The organism is Pseudomonas sp. H11T01 (assembly GCF_048515765.1).
Classification (GTDB): Bacteria; Pseudomonadota; Gammaproteobacteria; order Pseudomonadales; family Pseudomonadaceae; genus Aquipseudomonas.
Genome location: NZ_JBLYED010000029.1, coordinates 61213 through 79018, shown reverse-complemented (window position 1 = coordinate 79018; position 17806 = coordinate 61213). Strand labels below are relative to the sequence as shown.

The following is a 17806-nucleotide window of genomic DNA, read 5'->3' as shown; positions in this document are numbered from 1 at the left end:
GTAGAGATAGACTTTTTCGACTTTGGCGTCGGGACGCATCATGAGGTGCGGGCTCCGGAAAAGAATCGGGAGCACAGCATCGGGGATCAGGTGGCGGCTTTGAATGTGGGGTTCATGGAGCGCTTACGATAGACTTTTTCGACTTTGGCGTCGGGACGCATCATGAGGTGCGGGCTCCGGAAAAGAATCGGGAGCACAGCATCGGGGATCAGGTGGCGGCTTTGAATGTGGGGTTCATGGAGCGCTTACAATACAAAATCTTCACTCGGTTGCGGGGCTTGTTGAGAAAAACGAAAAGCACGGGGTCGAACACCGCCACTTTGATATCCAATTCGACGAGGGCGGACAGGCCGTCGATAGACTTTCGGAAGTCCACGGGTTTGGGGTAGAGGTAGACTTTTTCGACTTTGGCGTCGAGTCGCATCATGGATGCTGGCTCCTGAAAGAGATCGGGAGCACAGCATCAGGCATCAAATTGCGGGGCTGAATGTGGGGTTTATGGCACGCTCACTGACGATCCAGTCTTTGGCAGACCCGAACGTATATAAACGGTATTAAACACCCTATCCCTCCCGAGCTCAAAAATACAATAAAACCGGATTCAGCAATTATACGTAAGAACTGACGTCTCATTTTTTATTTTAGAATAAAACTTTGACAGCTCATCAACTACATCTTCAGGGTCCATGCTCTCTAATACAAGTCCACGATCGTACTGCCTAACCCGTTCAGCGGGCGCCCCCAGATTAAAACAAGCCAAGGGAATATCAAGCTGCATAAGTTCTGCTGTCACGTAGGAAAAAGTTTCGGGCCAAACGGAAGGAAACAGTGCAACGTTAATATTGTTTTTTTCAAAAATAGCCGGAAGCTCTGAATGCTCATATGAGCCAGTGACATTAAGTCCTTCTATAGGCGTCACTGAATCAACGACCCCTACCACCGTAATCATAACATCAAGATTATTCTTACGAATAAATCTTGCAATATCGGTGACTACCTTCAAGCCTTTCTGATAGTTAATGCCACCCACCACCCCGACATGCAGCCTCTTGCTGAAATCAATGAATGGCTTAGCTGAAAACTCGACATTAATTTCATGTGGTACCACAGAAATCTTATCATCAAAATCGGAATATGCCTTTAATAAAATACTTCTAGTATTTTCTGAAAAACAAACAATACCGGAACAATAAGAGAACAATTCAAGCCAAAATGATCGCCAGACTATTATATCCACCCCTTCATGAAGAAAGTCCGCATTATTATTGGCTATACATTTTTTGCACACATCAATATCTTCAGGCACGCCACAATAAACCCCACGATCATTAATCAGCGTATACGACGGGCATATCGGATAGAAGTCATGCATGGCGACTTGCAGCGTTGATTTTTTTTCTTTTAATACATCTAGAAACAACCGTAACGACTTTTCTGGCTCTTTATGGGAGACTGCCTCATTATAAAAACCCTCGCCAATATCCAACAACAAAAGAGCAGATTTTATTTCTTGCAAGCCACCAAAAAATATTTTCTTATCAAAATCACCAAACGTCAGGCGCAAAAACATTTCGCCCGTAGTAGCATCATCACAAAAGAAAATTACTGGCAGCCGATTACTCAGGTAGCTGTCCTTTAACTTCTCACTATATTGATTAGCCCCACCACCAATATTGTGATCAATAATCAACAACGCTTTTGCGCCAAGAGACCTTGTCATAATGTTGAAAGCGACAATATCCCTTACCCAACTAGCCGGGTCCGCAGATATATGCTGATGCACTAAATAGTTGTAGTCCGGATATCGCAACTGTAGAGTTGCCAAATTCTTATCGATGAGCTTTTTCTTTTCAATGGATGAAAATGATCCGCCATGTTTGTGATAGACAAACAAATTAGTGACCAGGACATGAGTGTGACCTGCAACAGATGCTCGCATACACCAATCATTTTCTTCGGCATAACCTCGCCCATAGGCGACGGAATCAAACATCCCGATAGATCTTACAATATCACCATTAAACGCCATGCAGAACCCAACGCCTGTTGGTATTTTAATTAATGGCGCAATTGGCGAAACTCTCTCAAACTCTCTATCTACCTCTTCAACAGGAAGCCCCATAAATATTGGGTTATCAGCACAAAACTCTGGAAAACTGCAAATTGTGCCCGAGTTCGTGAATGGTGTTGCACTCGCAATATTCCTGTCATTTAACAACGGAGCCATCAGCCGCTCTAACCAGCCATTAGGGACTTCTGTATCTGTATTCAACAACACAAAATCACCGGAGGTATAAGCGACTGCCTTGTTGACCGTTTGGGGAAACCCTAAATTCTCCTCGTTTGACAACAACAAACAAGAAGGAAACTTGGCTTGATACTCCTCAACTAACCCCGACACTCTTTCGTCGGGACTAGCATCATTCACCAAAATAACCCTATATGGTGAATTAGTTCCTGCTAAAATACTATCAAATAATGGCTCGAGATATTCGTAACCATTGTAAATCGGGACAATGATATCTACCGGGTAAACTATCTCCACTTGAAGTGGTATACGGTCTTTAACCTCATACGCACTTACACCATCTCTCGCTGCATATTTTTTTTCTCGATGCGCCACCGCTCGCATTTTTGCTCGCAAGCTGCGCAACTCCAACCTGCCCAATAACTTAATGCCCTTGATTATATATCCAGCTTTTGTTTTTCTGGCTAGCAATCCGATGGACCTGACTCGTCCTACGACCTTAATATAACCATTTTTTACATCTAATACGCGTCTCAAAAACCTAAGCGGCCTAGTCAACCGCCACGAGCGACTACTATAAACCTTCATTAATTCTACATCTATTTCCAATAACTTTTTCCGCTTAGCTAACGCATCAGCTTCCATCGACTTCAGTTCAGAGTCTTTCTGAAAAGCCTCCTGACGGAGATCCGCAAGACTATTTTCAAGAGCGGACATTTGAACATTACGAGCATCGAGAGTTTGATACAGCCTTTCGCTTGAAATGTTTTTTTCCAATACGGTTTGAGCTAACTCTTCAGTTTTACTTTTAAACTCTTCAACAGAAGACTTAAGGGCATGTGTTTCTTCATCGTTCGCGGCCAAAATTTTATATATATAAGCCAATCGCTCGTCGCGGTCACACAAAACTTGCTTCAGACCAACAACCTGCTCGTCTCGTTCTACAATCCCATCGTTGAATGTGGCAAGCACCTTATTGTGATCAGCAACAATCTGATTTAAATGAGCAAGTAGACCATCCTTCTCGCGCCCTGCGACGGATAATTCCACAACAGCATCTTCTTTCTTTCGCGTATATTCTAAAAGCACGCGAGCATCACGAAGCTGTTTATTTAGCGCACTCAAAGAGTTCTTGACCGCAGCATCTTCAGGAGACACTTGATCTTTTGCAAGCGCTAATAATACGCCGTACAGCTCAACTACCGAAGCTGGCACTAAACGATCTAGAGGTAAATCTTCTTCAAGGAATTGTGTGTGACGAAGATCTTTCTCCAAAAATCCAACTTCAAACTCCAAGAAATCTGCGCTTTTTGAGTCAAAAGAAAAATTCAGGCACTGCGAGATCCTGCTCATTTGCTTAGCCGGATCATCTAAGAAGCGGTCATAGTCCACTACAAGGCGAGGGCAATTTTCCGTCCATATCAAACTGTTGAGCATATGCTCTTGCCAAAGAAGATAGCCCTTCTCAAGGGCAAATCCATCTCGTGCACTCAAGGACCGAGCAACACTCATCGGATTCCGACAGGAGATCACATAGCTTGTACTAGCATTAACATGAGAAAAAACTGATTGCCAGAATGGTAGCAACCTGGCCATTCGAGGATCTTTCATGCCAAAGCACTGCGTTGAAGTCAGTTTTTTACGCAGTAAGTCAATTGCCTTTAATTTAATATCACCGAGAGACGAAGACTCTAGCTCTTCCGAAAATATAGGCGATAGCGTATGCCAGTCATGCCCTAAAATTCCAAGAAGCTCTATATTCAACGCATTAATATCCGCGTCCTCCCAGAAGCCTTTTTCGTTCACGCCAGGCATAGGAGGCAGCAAATTCGCCCCCAGTTCAACCCCCATAACCTTTAGTGCGCGTGTTATTGCACTAGTACCACTGCGATGCATTCCCAGCACAACTACTATATGCTTTTGAGTTTTCATACCAAAACCTTGCCCTGGCCACACATAACAGTTGAGAAGCTTGATTCGCACCGAAAGTCTACAACCCCAGTCGACAAACTTATCTCGTCAGGCAAAACACGAAACATACAAGCATCCAATACACGATGCAGATAGGTCTCTTCTGTACCCACTATCCCAACGACACCAGCGTTCAGGAAATACATTGCCGGATTAAGCGCGCATATAAAACTAAAAGCGACCTCATATTCAGCACCTACCTCAACAAACGGAATGGCATCTTGTATATTATGTGCTGACACGCCACCACCCAACTCAAAACCTTGTGTTGTTTTAATCAACATACCAAAGCGTACATTTGTTGCAGCTTGCTCAAACCGTACTTTATAGCAATATCGATACGTCTCGCCACGCTTCAGGCAGTTAACCTGTTTCCCTTCAAAATTATGAATCACAGGTATTTCAATCAGAGCACCAAGAGACTCATAAACCAACGTACTTTTAGGATTTAAATTCGGATCAAAAAAAGCCGTAACTTCGCTGCGATTATCTTCCCTCAAGGCTGCCCCAATAGTACTTACGGACAATGACTCCTCATGCGGGAGTCTAATCTCATCGCGAATACTGGCTCTCTTGTCACTAGGGGCATACAGAAGTCTTTGATACTTACCGATGATTTTTTTGGGTGGACCAGACGCCAACGCCTCTCCACTATCAATCAGTATAGCTCTATCGCATAAACCTACTACTGCCGCCCCTGAGTGAGAAACGAAAAGAATGGTTGTGCCATTCTTCTTAATAGCCTCGATTCTTGAAAAGCACTTTCTCTGAAATAATTCATCACCGACCGAAAGCGCCTCATCGATAATCAGTATCTCTGGGTCAGCATTAATGGCTACGGCGAAAGCGAGGCGTACTGTCATACCACTGGAGTAAGTTTTTACTGGCTGATCAATAAACTGGCCTATATCTGCAAATGACTCAATTTCGGCGTAACGCGCATCAACCTCATGTTTTTTGAGACCGAGCACTGCAGCGTTCATATAGACGTTTTCTCTCCCTGTAAACTCGGGATTGAAACCTGAGCCAAGTTCAAGTAACGCCGCAATTCGACCTTTCACCTCAACATCACCCGAACTTGGGTTAAGCGTGCCACAAATCAGCTGCAGAAGAGTTGATTTGCCACTGCCATTACGGCCAACGATACCGACGGTTTCACCTTTCTTGACCTCGAACGAAATATCTTTCAAAGCCCAAAATTCTCGATAGAACTGCTTGAAACCACGCGCGAGCATCTGCAGCAACCGATCACTTGGCTTTTCATAAATCTGAAAGCACTTACTCAAATTTTTGACACGAATCGCAATATCACTGCTCGCACTTACATAGGCAGCCGGCATTGAAACCTCCTCAGAAATATCAGTAACAATCCCTTTTTCTTCAGAGGACATCAGCAAATCCTTTACGTGTTTTCTGAAACCAGACGAAGCCAAGCCAAGCGGAAACGAGAGAACCACCCAGATAACTGAATAGCAGCAAATAATCCGGTTTTTTCCCCCAAATCAATACATCCCTCGCCTGCTCAATAATGGGTACAAGAGGATTTATTTTCAACAATTCTTGATACTCAACAGGGAGTGACGACACTGAATAAAATATGCCAGATAGAAACATCAGCATAGTGATTGCTACGCCAATGATCTGCGAAATATCACGTAAGTACACACCTAATGAAGAAAACACCCACGATATCCCCATTGAAAAAAATAGCAGCGGCAAAATCACAAAAGGCAACAACAGCACACTTAAATGAGGGACACCAAAAAAAATCCCATAAAATATCAACCATACAACGAGACTGATAAAAGCATGAAACAATGCAGCCCCCATTGAAACCCAAGGGAGTATCTCCAATGGAAATACAACTTTTTTAACATAGTTAACATTAGATAGAATCAAGCCCGGAGCGCGTCCGACACACTCGGAAAACAGGCCAAACACCGTTAGACCGGCAAACAAAGCCAAGGCAAACTCTGTTTTTGATTCGCTACCTGAACTCCAGCGGGCATTAAATACCACGCTAAACACGAAAGTATAAACCGCCAACATCAGTAGTGGATTGAAGAACGACCAAAGTATACCAAGACTAGAGCCACGATAACGCCCAAGAATTTCTCGTTTGGTAAGCGCTATGATAAGGGCGCGGTTACGCCAAAGGCTTGCAACCATTTCTATGGGTGAGGCGGAAAAGTGTTGCATTAAGCCAAAACCTCGGACTGGGCAAGTAAAGTGGATGCAAGGCTCTTCCAGTAGGCTCGTACCGCCTCCAGCAAGCGGAAGGTGCCAACAATATTGGTCTCGACAAAGTCTTTCGGTCCATGGATGGAGCGGTCGACATGAGACTCGGCGACAAAATTCAGAATGGCGCGAGGCTGATGCTCAGCCAGCAAACGCCCGATCAGGGCGCCGTCGCCAATATCGCCATGCACGAAAACATGCCGCGCATCGCCCGCCAGGCTGCTGAGGTTATCAAGGTTGCTTGCGTAGGTCAGCTTGTCCCGGTTGATCACTGACTCATCCGACTGCGCCAGCCAATCCAGTACAAAGTTCGCCCCGATAAAGCCCGCGCCGCTGGTTACTAAGATGGTCATTGATTTAGATCTTTTTCAGTAAAGTTGCGAGGATCAGTCCCAGATTTCCAAACAAGGTCTGCCGGTATAAACCAGCCCGCTGGAAACCCAAGATTCTTAGAAGAAATTTTTGCCCACGCGCAGCCTTGAATTGGGCGAGCTTCGCTTGATGCTCTTGGCTCAAGCGATGGCGCATTGTTTCAAGCGCATGGATGTTCTGAGTAGTCCACTCGTAAAAGCGCCCTTGAAAGGTCATGCGTACACGTTTGACTCGTGCGAACCAACTGGAGTTGGTGCCGACCAGGTTTTCGTCGTGCTGGCGGTATAGCACCGTGGGTATGGGATCGTAATGGACAATCCCCCCAGCGCCAGAGACAAGCAGGTATGCCCACCAATCGTGAGAAGGGACGACCAGGTTATCCCCCGCCTCTTGCAGGAGCTCACGCGCCGCCTGGTTAAACACCATGGTGTTACCACCACCAATATTTTGAACCAATGCATTGGAAAAATGCGGGGCAAGACTGAACTTGGGCGAATACCCAAAGGGTACGCCTGACTCACCAATCAGCTCGGTGCGACCACAGTAAAGCGCGGGGATGTGCCTGGGGACAGTCGTTAACCAGGCTAGCGCCTTCTGGAGCTTACCCTCCTTCCAGACATCGTCCTGATCGGCCCACGCATAAAAGTCTGCGCTTATGTCTGCACGGCAGGTCAACGAGAGGAAGTTGGCAACAAAGCCTCGCCGAGGCCCCTCAACGATCTGGAGACGCCCTAGCCCCCACTGAGTACTTGACGCCTGCAGAAGGTCCAAGGTCTCGTCTTGCGAGCCATCGTCTGAGGCATAGACCGTCCAGTTGCGATGGATTTGCCGCTGAAATGACGCCAACTGTTCAGCCAGGAACGATCCACCATTGTAGGTACACATCAGTATTGCGACTGTTGCAGTATGGCAATCGCTCCTTTCGGTACCTAGAGGAGAATCAGAGCCAAAAATACACACGAAATCCATTCCCTATCACTCGAGACCCACAAGAGCAATGATTGCTTTTTGTTAATAAGTTCAACAGCATCGGTTAGCGCAGAGCAGCGCACACTTTATAACATTGTCCCAACATTATATAGCCACCCCGCCAACCCAGCCGCTCCTGCGACGAATTGAAATCCAATATCAGCCCATCCCCCTAAATGATGCAGCCATGCTGATCACACCAAAATACGAGACCCTGACTCAGCCCCCCCAGCCGCACCCTGGCCTCTCGGCCTAGCTCATGGCCTGGCGTACGCAATATGTCAAGCCGAATTGAAGTGGTGGGGGGCAGGGCCCATATGCGTTAACCAAACGTCAAAAGATATTCTTGAGACTGGATTCGCCAAAGGAAGCAATCAGCCGTGACAGTAGATGCAGCACAAAAACTGGATGAGGACTGGCCGAAGCTGTTGGCGCTATTGCCGTCGGGATGGGAAGCCAAGGCAAAAGAGCTGGGGGCGCTGAAGTTTGGTCGCCGATTCAGTGGTCCGGAGAGTTTATTGCGCACGTTATTGATGTATCTGAGCGCTGATTGCTCCATGGTCGAAACGGCAGAGCGAGCCCGCGCCGGGGACTGGGTGGAGCTATCGGACGTTGGCTTGCTCAAAAGGGTCAATAACTCCGGCGCATGGCTGGGTTGGATCACGGAACAGTTGATACAGCCCCCCCATCGTGGCAATGGAATGTCCGGCGCTGCAAGGGCGACGATTACTTGCTGCTGATGGCAGTGTCGTGGCAGAGCCCGGCGCGATCACATCGACATGGCGACTGCATTACACGATGGACATCAGCACGCTGCGTTGCTGCGAAGTGCAAGTGACATCGACCAAAACAGGCGAATCGCTGGCGCAATTTGCGGTGCAACAAGGTGATGTGTTCATCGCGGATCGGGGTTTCGCCAATCGACGTGGGGTCAATCATGTACTCGATGGAGGCGGCGACATTCTGGTGCGGATGAATCTGAGCAGTCTGCCGCTGCGGGATGAACAAGGGTCGCCCTTTGAGCCGTTGGCGCAGTTACGCACCTTGCAGCCAGGGCAAACGGGCGAATGGCCAGCGGTGATGCAAGGTTCGAAAGGGGATATTGCGGTACGCGTGTGTGCATACCGCAAGACGGATGAACAAATCAATAAATCATTCAGGCTGCGTGAACGTCATTTATACAAAGTGCCGAATGCTTGAGGAGATTGGTGGCGTAATGGCTTAAAAAATTGACATTGCAAAATATCGATAAAAAACCGATCCTCTGCGCCGACAAATTTCTTGGCGTGAAGGGCTCGTGCGCGATAGATCTGAAAAGCTACTTGGTGCTGCTGGGATACGTGGGCTGGCTTGTTTGACGGTTGTTGTTATTCATTCGGTACAGCATTTCTTCAGAGATTTTATTCCGTATCTTAACGGGGCTGGGAAGTTAGGTGTATGGCTTTTTTTGTGCTGAGTGCATTTTTGCTTACCAATAAATTTATGCACTCAGGATTTAGTTTTGCATCTGTTATGTCGTATTTTGTCGGGAGGGTGTTACGTATAGTTCCGCTCTTTTCCCTAGTGGTTCTATTATATTTTTTACTAGGAACTGCTGGCGTCGATACAGCGCATGACTTGAAGAGCGCCTTGCTATTTCAGTCTGGCTATGCACATCTGTGGACTATTCCTGTTGAGTTCAAGTTTTATTTTGTATTACCATTTTTTGCCTGGTCGTTACTATTTACCCTTAGACTGTATGGTGCAGGGTTTGTGCTACCAGCTTCGGCACTGGCTTTGATAGTTCATCAGGTTGCAGCGCCTTATTGGGAAACCCCGGAAAATAGCATAAATACGTATTGGTATCTGCCAAGCTTCATGTTCGGTTGTTGTGCGGCAGTCTTTCAGGATTTCTCAAGAAAAATAGTTACATCGAAAACGTCTACAGTCGTTACAGTAGTCTGCGTTGCCGCAATAGTGCTTATGATGCCTTGGGGCAGAAACTATTTTTTTGGAGCGCCACTGGATAATTGGCTCCAAAATAAATTTGTTTTTCTAAGTTTTATATTGTCTATATTTCTCTTGTTTTCTATTGATGCAAAAGGAATTATTGGCTTGTTATTAACAAGCCCGCCTCTGAAAAGGCTTAGGGAGTGGAGTTTCTCGATTTACCTTGTTCACTGATTGTTTGTTGTTAGAATTTCTGAAGCCCATCAGAATAGTTTGTTGTGGATGATGGTTGCCGGTGCGTCTGCAGTTTGTTGTGGTGCTGCTATCTATTATGTTGTTGAAGTGCCTATTGAAAAGTTTCGACGCTCTATAAGCTGGTTTTTTCTCGACATAAAATAAAATAAGTATAACGGTTACTGATGAACAGCCCGCCAAGTGCGGACTTTTTACGCATGGAGAAAAGTATGCCCATAACCTCGCAGCAACTGCTGCAGATCCACTCGACCAAGGCGGCCAGACCGTCGATGGGTTTTCGGAAGTCGAGTTGAAACGTGAGGCACAGACTCCCGACAGACGTCAGGAGCACTGTATTAGAGATCAGAGCGAGGAATTGAATGTGAGGCTCATGGAGTGGCTACCACTCGCTGCATAATTACTTTTCATTACCCACTTCCTTGGCAATACTCTCATTAGCGCTTTGGACTGCCATATCGTATGCGTTGTGCAAAAGCGCATGACGCTCCGCACGAACACTCGACTCAGCGGGTGTTCGGAACAGAGAGGTTGTTTTTTCAACATAACGAAAATTACCGTTATACCCGTAACGCAACCATAGATTCCAGTCTTCAAGTTGATCCAACGCCAAGTCAAATCCACCCCAACGCTGATAGAGTTCCTTCTTGAAAATGATCGACTGAATCGGGATAAAGTTATGGCGCTGCATAACACTATAATCCCAAACTTGGCGAAATACTGGTGGCGTAAACAAAAGCTCCTCGACATAAGAGCTTTTATCTTCAGCAACATGCGTTGTAACTTCAAATGCTAAACTGTAAGCGGCATCAAGAGATCGATCAGAAGACAAACACTGCATCAGCGTTTCGACATGATCAGAAAACAACAAATCGTCGTCATCCAAGAACATATAGTACTGCCCTTGCGCAGCAGCCATCGCTGCATTACCAACACCAGAGCGACCTATTTTTTCATTTCCGATAAAACGCACACACACGTTAGACGGTGCAACTTTAGATATTGAGTCAACCAACTCCAATTGAGAGCTACCACCATCTTCGGCAACAAGAAGCTCAATATTTTGATAGGTTTGATTAAAGACACTCTGCATGGCCTGCTTAAGAAACATGCCACGCCCCTGATAGGTGCGCGTTATGACTGTAACCAGAGGTACTTCAGTCGAAGTATCGAATGGCTTCGACTGCCAAAATGCCCCATCTCTAATAAGCTCATAATCATATCCCCGAAATGGAAATTTCGCAGTGACAGGACCTTTGCCTTTCAGGAAATGCGGAACACTCTTAACCAATTTAGGTATATTCCGAAGCAACATTTTCTTCGCACCGGCAAATGGCGAAGGATAAACAAAGAGAGCCGCGTATAACATAACCGCGATAACACGATCGGTAAAAGAGCCATAACGCAGACGAATATAGGCATTACCAAGAACACTACCAACAAACTGTAGCGGTTTAACCTCGCCGGCCTGCTCATAGGTGTGGTGCAATACCGCGGCACTTGGAAGATACTTCAAGGCGAAGCCAAATGAACGCAACCTATAGGAAAGCTCTACATCTTCCCCATACATAAAAATAGCATGATCATAACCTCCACACCGCAGGTAAGCATCACGCCGAAGTAATATACAGGCATGTGATGACCAGTTCGTCTCCAGAGTAACGGGATCATAATACTTCGGATGCTCGTACGGTATTTGACGAAACTCCCAACTTGCCGTCGAACCGCCTTTGTCGTTGACTGCTGCATTAACAGCTTTCACTATTGAATCCGATAAAAACTCAAGATCCAAGTTAACGATCAAACAATACTCCGAACTACCTTTTCGAATAGCGCGATCATGCCCCAAACCAAAGCCAAGATTTTCTTGCTGAATAATTTCCGCACTAGCAAATTTATGACCACTTACATTCAGGCAGTCGGAAAACAACGTGACCGTATTGTCCGCAGAGCCATTATCTACTATTTTAAAGTGTATTTTTGACAGTGGATAATCTTGTGAAATCAATGACTCAAAGAAAGCTCTGATCCACCGAGAGCTATTAAAAGCCACGACTGAAACATCAATTTCCGGAAAGTCTTTCAAACCATTAAAGGCAACAAAACCAAACTCTTCGCTGAAGCGATTATTTGATAACGCCTTCAAAGAAGCGCTATTATTATGAGAGAACGCTTTATCCTGAATACAAGACATGCACCTCATTTTTGTATAAAGATAGTAAGACCAAACAAACCTAAGACCCGGCACCTTCAAATAAATAGCGCGTGCAAAAGCAAAGAGTTCACTCCTATCTTTACGAACTACTGCACGAGAGATATTCACCCCCCTGAAAACCGCTCTTCGAAAAAAGCGAAGTGGTTTAGTTAGCTTCCACGACTTACTCTGGATGATGTCGCCTAGTTGACATTCAAGCTTATTCACTTCACCTTCAAGCTGATCGATCCTTGAAATAAGCGCAGCTTTTGGTGTTTGAAGTTCGCTATTCTTTGAAGCAAGGCTTTGAAGCTCCCCTAAAAGCGCGCTCGCCCACGCCTCTGAACGAAGAACATAGGATCGCATTTTCTCATCCGCCAAAACACAAGTCAGACCAGAAAACTGATCCATACGAGAGGCCGACGGGACTTGACCATTGGAAAAATCAAGGTTGATTCGCTTTACACCACACGCCAGCGCAGCTCGTCTTACAAACCCTGACCAAGCTTCCGGAGAATCAACTACAAAAGGCAAATCGTGAAATTGGCGAACGTAGTCTGTCGGAACTGCAATGCGACACGAAGCCTCTGTATTCAACGATAAAAACAGCTCAAACTGATTTCCCTCAACAAAGGGAAAATCATTTCCTGCCAACTCAATTAACGGGCTACCGCGCGAGCCGTCAAACTTTTCAAATAGAGAGCAAAGCGCGGAAACACATACGTCCTTTGGATGGGTGACCAACGACCAGTAGCGTGTATTTATTGATGTTCGGATGAATTCACCCAGCATCGACTCTGCATAGCTTGCAATCTTCAGACTGCTACCTTCAAGGCAGCTTAACTCTAGGGCAGCTAACCTTTTCTCAGGTATAACCAGCTCTATTTCAGGTCGTTCATCTATAGCTGAAAGATCCGAAATAAGCTTTGTGAGTTCTTGACACTCAACATTCTCTTTAAATATCAGAGAAATAGAGACGCCAACCACATCGCGAGCAATATTCCGGCCTTGCGTGCAGCTAATGTCAGGTGCATATGCGCGCACAAACTGATAGACATCACAGCAGGGATCTAAAATACCTTTTAACTTTCGGAAGTCATGACCAATTCCACTGTCGCGATTCAGAACAATTGATGATTTTGTCTGAAATTGCTCACTAAACTCCAGATGATAATCATTGGACGCAACCTGTCTCCATCCATTGCGGGTGGTGACTCGAGACAAATTTTCCTCAGTATAAACCACAGTATGTGTTTTATCTAGAAGACCAGTATCCAAGTAATTATAAGAGCCTGCAAAGAGCTTAGTGGAGACATCGACATGCGAGGAGTTTGGAACAGAAAGTATCAGAAAAAAATTCTGCTCACTTGAGAAACACTCTTTAATCCAACTTAACAAACCACACTCGTAGTCAAGATGCTCTATGACATCCAGCATCGAAATTGTGACAATTGAGAATCTCTCACAAAGCGATCGTATAGTTGAAATGACAGCCTGCTCTTGAGTGAGATCTAACTCATAAGCTTCTATGTCATTTTGCTTTAAGGCTTCTACACTTTCACGATTCGTGTCAAAACCAACATACTTAATACCACTGCTCTCTATTTGGCGAGCGATTGCAGCGTATCCACACCCAAGGTCTATATGTATAGAACCTGGAGCGGAAAATTTTCGTACAAGATCTACAGCGCATGCATAAACGCTTATCGGCTCATAAGAAAAATTGTATTTTTTATCCATTAGTGTGTAACTCGATATCAATCATAGGAATCCCAAGCAAACCTGTAGACACGCTACTGCTGTGGGACTTAAAAGCTATTGCGTCATGAACCCAGCTATGAATTACGTGGTTTTCCTGGGTTCCATTTGCAACCGCAACTCCTATTGTGTAGTCACCCGCCGGCATCATTGGCATTCTAAATTTGAAACGGGCGGTGAAATCAACTCCGCTATCCACCCGAAATGCCCCATCAACATAAGTAAGGTACGTATTATCACCAAACAGATGTTGACCATTTTTATCTTTAACCAAAAAACCAACAATTGGTTGATCCAGTACTATATCCGCATGAACCTTTACTACAAGCTCAACTAACTCCCCACCTACAAACCAGGATACGGGGCCACCCATAGCGCTACCCAGGTACACATCCAACACTCGAGCTTTACTAAGCCCAAATTTTGCACCTGTATCAGAAAATCTAAAAATCTCCAGATCATTTCTGATAGCAGAAGAATTAATAAAGTCCTGCCTAACGTCTCTATAGTCTTCCAACGATTGTGGCGCTTGTTCTTTCGACTCTGATACGAGGTACTCGCCAGTATCAACAGAAGCATAATACTCAGCCAGGTATGATTGACAGACTATTTTAGACTCACCATACGCTTGCCGCTCTCCCGTCTGAAGCCAAACAGCCCGCTCACAGAGGCTCATTACGCTATTTGTATCATGCGTTACAAATAAAATTGTTCCACGCTTCTTAAATTCGGCCAGAAAACGCATGCACTTCTGAGTGAAGAAAATGTCCCCGACAGCAAGGGCTTCGTCGATTACCAAAATGTCTGCATCAACATTGGCGATCACTGCAAACGCCAATCGTACATACATACCACTTGAGTAAGTCTTAACCGGCTGATCGATAAACGCGCCAATTTCAGCAAACTCTAAAATTGCGTCATATCGTGCATCGATCTCGCTTTTGGTTAATCCAAGAATGCCAGCATTCATATAGACGTTTTCGCGCCCACTGAACTCCGGATTGAAACCCGACCCCAACTCCAATAGTGCGGCAATGCGTCCCTGAGTCTTAATACTCCCGCTGGTTGGTTCGAGCGTGCCACAAATCATCTGTAAAAGTGTGGACTTTCCGCTACCGTTTCGACCAATTATGCCAACAGTCTCGCCCCTTTTTACTTCAAAGGAAACATTATTCAGTGCCCAAAACTCACGAAAATATTGTTTCGTCGACTGCCCGACAGCGCTCTGTAATCGCGGCAGTACGAATTGCTTGAGACGATCGCGGGGCTGTTCGTAAATTTGATAGCACTTACTCAAATTTTCGACTTTTATGGATATTTCAGAGGACATCAGCAAACCCCTTTCGCGTCTTCTGGAACCAGGCAAAACCCAACCATGCAATAAATGCTGTTGCTATCAGATAAATACCAAGCATGGAGAAATCCGGGGCTTTACCCCAAAATAGAACATCCCGAGTCTGCTCTATAACCGGGGTCATTGGGTTTAAATAAAGCAGTCCGCGATAACGCTCAGGCAGTGCTGTAACGGGATAAAAAATCGGTGAAAGAAACATCAGCGTACTGGTAACAATCCCCACAAACTGCGCCACATCGCGTAGATACACGCCCAATGACGCCAGCGCCCAACTCAACCCCATAATTAAAAAAATCAACGGGAGTAAAATGAGCGGTAAGTATAAAGCCGTGATATGAGGAATACCAAAGAAGATAATATAAGCCAGAAACCAGACACCCAGACTAATAGCGCCATGGAACAGAGCAGATCCAAGATTCACCCAAGGCAATATCTCTAGCGGAAATACCACTTTTTTCACATAATTTGGATTACCGAGAATCAACCCTGGAGCACGATTGATACACTCCGCGTACAGGCTAAAAACCATCAAGCCGGCGAACAGGATGAGAGCAAATTCAGTTTTTGAATCACTTCCCGTCCCCCAGCGCGCCTTGAAAATGACGCTAAATACAAATGTATACACTACCAACATAAAAAGCGGATTTAAGAATGACCACAGTATGCCCATAACCGAACCGCGGTAGCGGCCGAGTACATCTCGCTGAACAAATGACTTGATAAGGTTTCGATTACGCCAGAAACTCGCCATCAACTCACGTGGGCTTGCTGAAAAATTTCGCATTAAGCAAACACCTCTGCGCTATGCGGACGTTTAGCAGCAGTGTCTCTGGAAACCAGAATAGGCACAGGTCCGCACTGAAATGGCCAATTCACATCCAAGATGGGTTCACTCCGCAGCGGGCTTGTTTTTTTGACTTGAGAACTCGACCCACGCAATATGCCCTGTATACAACGTGAAGAGATATCTTGCACAACGCTAATACCATACGGGCCATCCTCGTTCCCATTTTGCATATACACGCAGAACATGTAAGGCTCCACTTTGTAATTCATGATAAAAAACTCACAACTCGCTGTCGCCGTACTTCAGCGCTCACGTAAATTGAGCCATTTCGCAAAAACCGACCATTATTATGAATGCGCATCAATATTGTACCTATATGAAGTCACTATCAATGAACAGTAGTTCATCTCATTGCGCCATGAGCTTCAGACAGCCACCTCTGACCATCAGCGCAACACCATAAAATTCATCGACTGTCCGAACTCAACGACTTGAGTTTCTCACTGACAACAGGACTGAACACCGCATTTGCATCAACGCTATCCGGGACGAGCCTGGCTTTGTCCTTTGGCTTGAATTTCAGAATCCTTTTTTCAACCAAGTGCCAAGAGCCGTATCCCAGAACCAGCGTAATTAACACCGTAACAAACAGATAGGTCGAGTATGCAATATCAGGGAATTTAAGCAGCACGAACTGCTGCACCGGGAACGCATAGATGTAAACACCATAGGAGCAGTCACCCACTCTGTTCACCCAGCTTCCCAACCGGCTTCTGGAAAGGCCGTACGCCAGAACGACATAAGGCAATACGAGCCATAGCAGAAATTTTGAAATTATCGAGTACGGCGCCAGCAGAATGGTCGCCATAACCAATACACATACACCGGAAAGACTGAACCACCGCTCAAGCCTCCACTTTGCGTAACACGCACCTATCATGAAATAGATGCCCGTTAGAAAAATATTTCTTACATCAGTACCGTAGACAACCACTAAAGGAGCATCTCTCCAGCACCAAAAAACCACAACCAGAGCGAACAATGCAGTGACGGCGGTGTATATTAAACGCCCGCCGTTGAAGAGCAACCCAAGCCCCATCACTACCAAATACATGAAGAATTCGACCGGCAGGCTCCACAACGATCCATTGACCGCATTAGGAACTCTCGAGTACTCCAATACTCCCGGCAAATAAAATACCGGGCTTAGAATAATATTTCTAAAATAGGACGAAAATTGCGGATGTGAAAAATATTCTTTCACGGTTAGGGTAGAAAAAATCGGCCCGAGAAAAAACATGCTGACAAGAACAACAACCATCAGCGCTGGAAATATTCGCAACGATCTTTTGATCAAAAAACTACCAGCAGACGGATTAAAATCCCAACTTTTGACAATTAAATAGCCACTGATAATAAAGAATATATCGATACCGAGCCCACCATAAGAGGTGAGACCGAGAAACCCAGCCGGCGCATTACCGTAGAATGCAAAGGAATGCGCATAAAGAACCATCAGCGCGGCTACCAACCGTAGTAAGTTTAAATTATTATCCTTATGTAGCATTTATTCCCGCTCCAACTCTGATTAAACTTGAGCAGTATTTCTACTAATTTTCATCTACAACAATAAAGCAATATTTCATTACACATCGCCATCATTGTGATGGCCCTGGCAACAGGTTTACCACAACGTTCCGGTCTCGTACCTGGCTGGGGGAAAAACGGAAAGTG

The 17806-nt window shown here is 45.4% G+C and carries 12 protein-coding genes and 1 pseudogene; 3 read left to right on the top strand and 10 right to left on the bottom strand.

Going from position 1 to position 17806, the window contains the following annotated elements; translation table 11 throughout:
• Positions 1-208: 208 nt before the first annotated feature.
• The 6 genes and pseudogenes from tnpB to ACN1C3_RS27930 all read right to left on the bottom strand — a co-directional run bounded on the left by tnpB (position 209) and on the right by ACN1C3_RS27930 (position 7798).
• Positions 209-427 (bottom strand): IS66 family insertion sequence element accessory protein TnpB, encoded by a 219-nt coding sequence (gene tnpB, locus ACN1C3_RS27955; protein ID WP_419118961.1) that lies wholly within the window; start codon positions 425-427, stop codon positions 209-211.
• A gap of 174 nt (positions 428-601) precedes the next feature.
• Complete coding sequence (locus ACN1C3_RS27950) at positions 602-4180, bottom strand: glycosyltransferase (RefSeq protein WP_419118960.1); 3579 nt, start codon at positions 4178-4180, stop codon at positions 602-604.
• Positions 4177-5559 (bottom strand): ABC transporter ATP-binding protein, encoded by a 1383-nt coding sequence (locus ACN1C3_RS27945; RefSeq protein WP_419118965.1) that lies wholly within the window; start codon positions 5557-5559, stop codon positions 4177-4179. The genes ACN1C3_RS27950 and ACN1C3_RS27945 overlap by 4 nt, the downstream gene beginning before the upstream one ends.
• Positions 5560-5599: 40 nt before the next feature.
• Positions 5600-6418 carry an ABC transporter permease gene (locus ACN1C3_RS27940; RefSeq protein ID WP_419118959.1) on the bottom strand — a complete coding sequence of 273 codons (819 nt, stop codon included), beginning with the start codon at positions 6416-6418 and terminating at the stop codon, positions 5600-5602.
• 38 nt (positions 6419-6456) lie between these two features.
• A pseudogene (locus tag ACN1C3_RS27935) lies at positions 6457-6810 on the bottom strand (GDP-mannose 4,6-dehydratase); the annotation flags it as partial.
• A gap of 4 nt (positions 6811-6814) precedes the next feature.
• Positions 6815-7798 carry a glycosyltransferase family 2 protein gene (locus tag ACN1C3_RS27930; RefSeq protein ID WP_419118958.1) on the bottom strand — a complete coding sequence of 328 codons (984 nt, stop codon included), beginning with the start codon at positions 7796-7798 and terminating at the stop codon, positions 6815-6817.
• A 380-nt stretch (positions 7799-8178) separates the two neighbouring features.
• Here ACN1C3_RS27930 and ACN1C3_RS27925 point away from each other — a divergent pair, with 380 nt between their 5' ends.
• From ACN1C3_RS27925 to ACN1C3_RS27915, 3 genes are all read left to right on the top strand, one after another.
• The gene (locus tag ACN1C3_RS27925; RefSeq protein ID WP_419118957.1) at positions 8179-8538 is read left to right on the top strand and encodes a hypothetical protein; all 360 of its coding nucleotides are present in this window, start codon (positions 8179-8181) and stop codon (positions 8536-8538) included.
• Between the two features lie 58 nt (positions 8539-8596).
• Positions 8597-8998 (top strand): hypothetical protein, encoded by a 402-nt coding sequence (locus ACN1C3_RS27920; RefSeq protein ID WP_419118956.1) that lies wholly within the window; start codon positions 8597-8599, stop codon positions 8996-8998.
• Positions 8999-9235: 237 nt separating this feature from the next.
• Entirely contained in the window at positions 9236-9961 is a 726-nt protein-coding gene (locus tag ACN1C3_RS27915) for an acyltransferase family protein (protein WP_419118955.1), read from the top strand.
• A 418-nt stretch (positions 9962-10379) separates the two neighbouring features.
• On the opposite strand, the gene ACN1C3_RS27910 is transcribed toward ACN1C3_RS27915, so the two are convergent.
• From ACN1C3_RS27910 to ACN1C3_RS27895, 4 genes are all read right to left on the bottom strand, one after another.
• A complete protein-coding gene (locus ACN1C3_RS27910) occupies positions 10380-13913 on the bottom strand; it encodes a glycosyltransferase (RefSeq protein WP_419118954.1) in 3534 nt (1177 codons plus the stop codon).
• Positions 13906-15261 carry an ABC transporter ATP-binding protein gene (locus ACN1C3_RS27905; protein ID WP_419118953.1) on the bottom strand — a complete coding sequence of 452 codons (1356 nt, stop codon included), beginning with the start codon at positions 15259-15261 and terminating at the stop codon, positions 13906-13908. The genes ACN1C3_RS27910 and ACN1C3_RS27905 overlap by 8 nt, the downstream gene beginning before the upstream one ends.
• Positions 15251-16069, bottom strand: coding sequence for an ABC transporter permease (locus tag ACN1C3_RS27900; protein ID WP_419118952.1), 819 nt, complete (start codon positions 16067-16069; stop codon positions 15251-15253). Before ACN1C3_RS27900 ends, ACN1C3_RS27905 begins: the two co-directional genes overlap by 11 nt.
• A gap of 469 nt (positions 16070-16538) precedes the next feature.
• On the bottom strand, positions 16539-17639 hold the full coding sequence (locus ACN1C3_RS27895) for an acyltransferase family protein (RefSeq protein WP_419118951.1): 1101 nt from the start codon (positions 17637-17639) through the stop codon (positions 16539-16541).
• Positions 17640-17806: the final 167 nt, after the last annotated feature.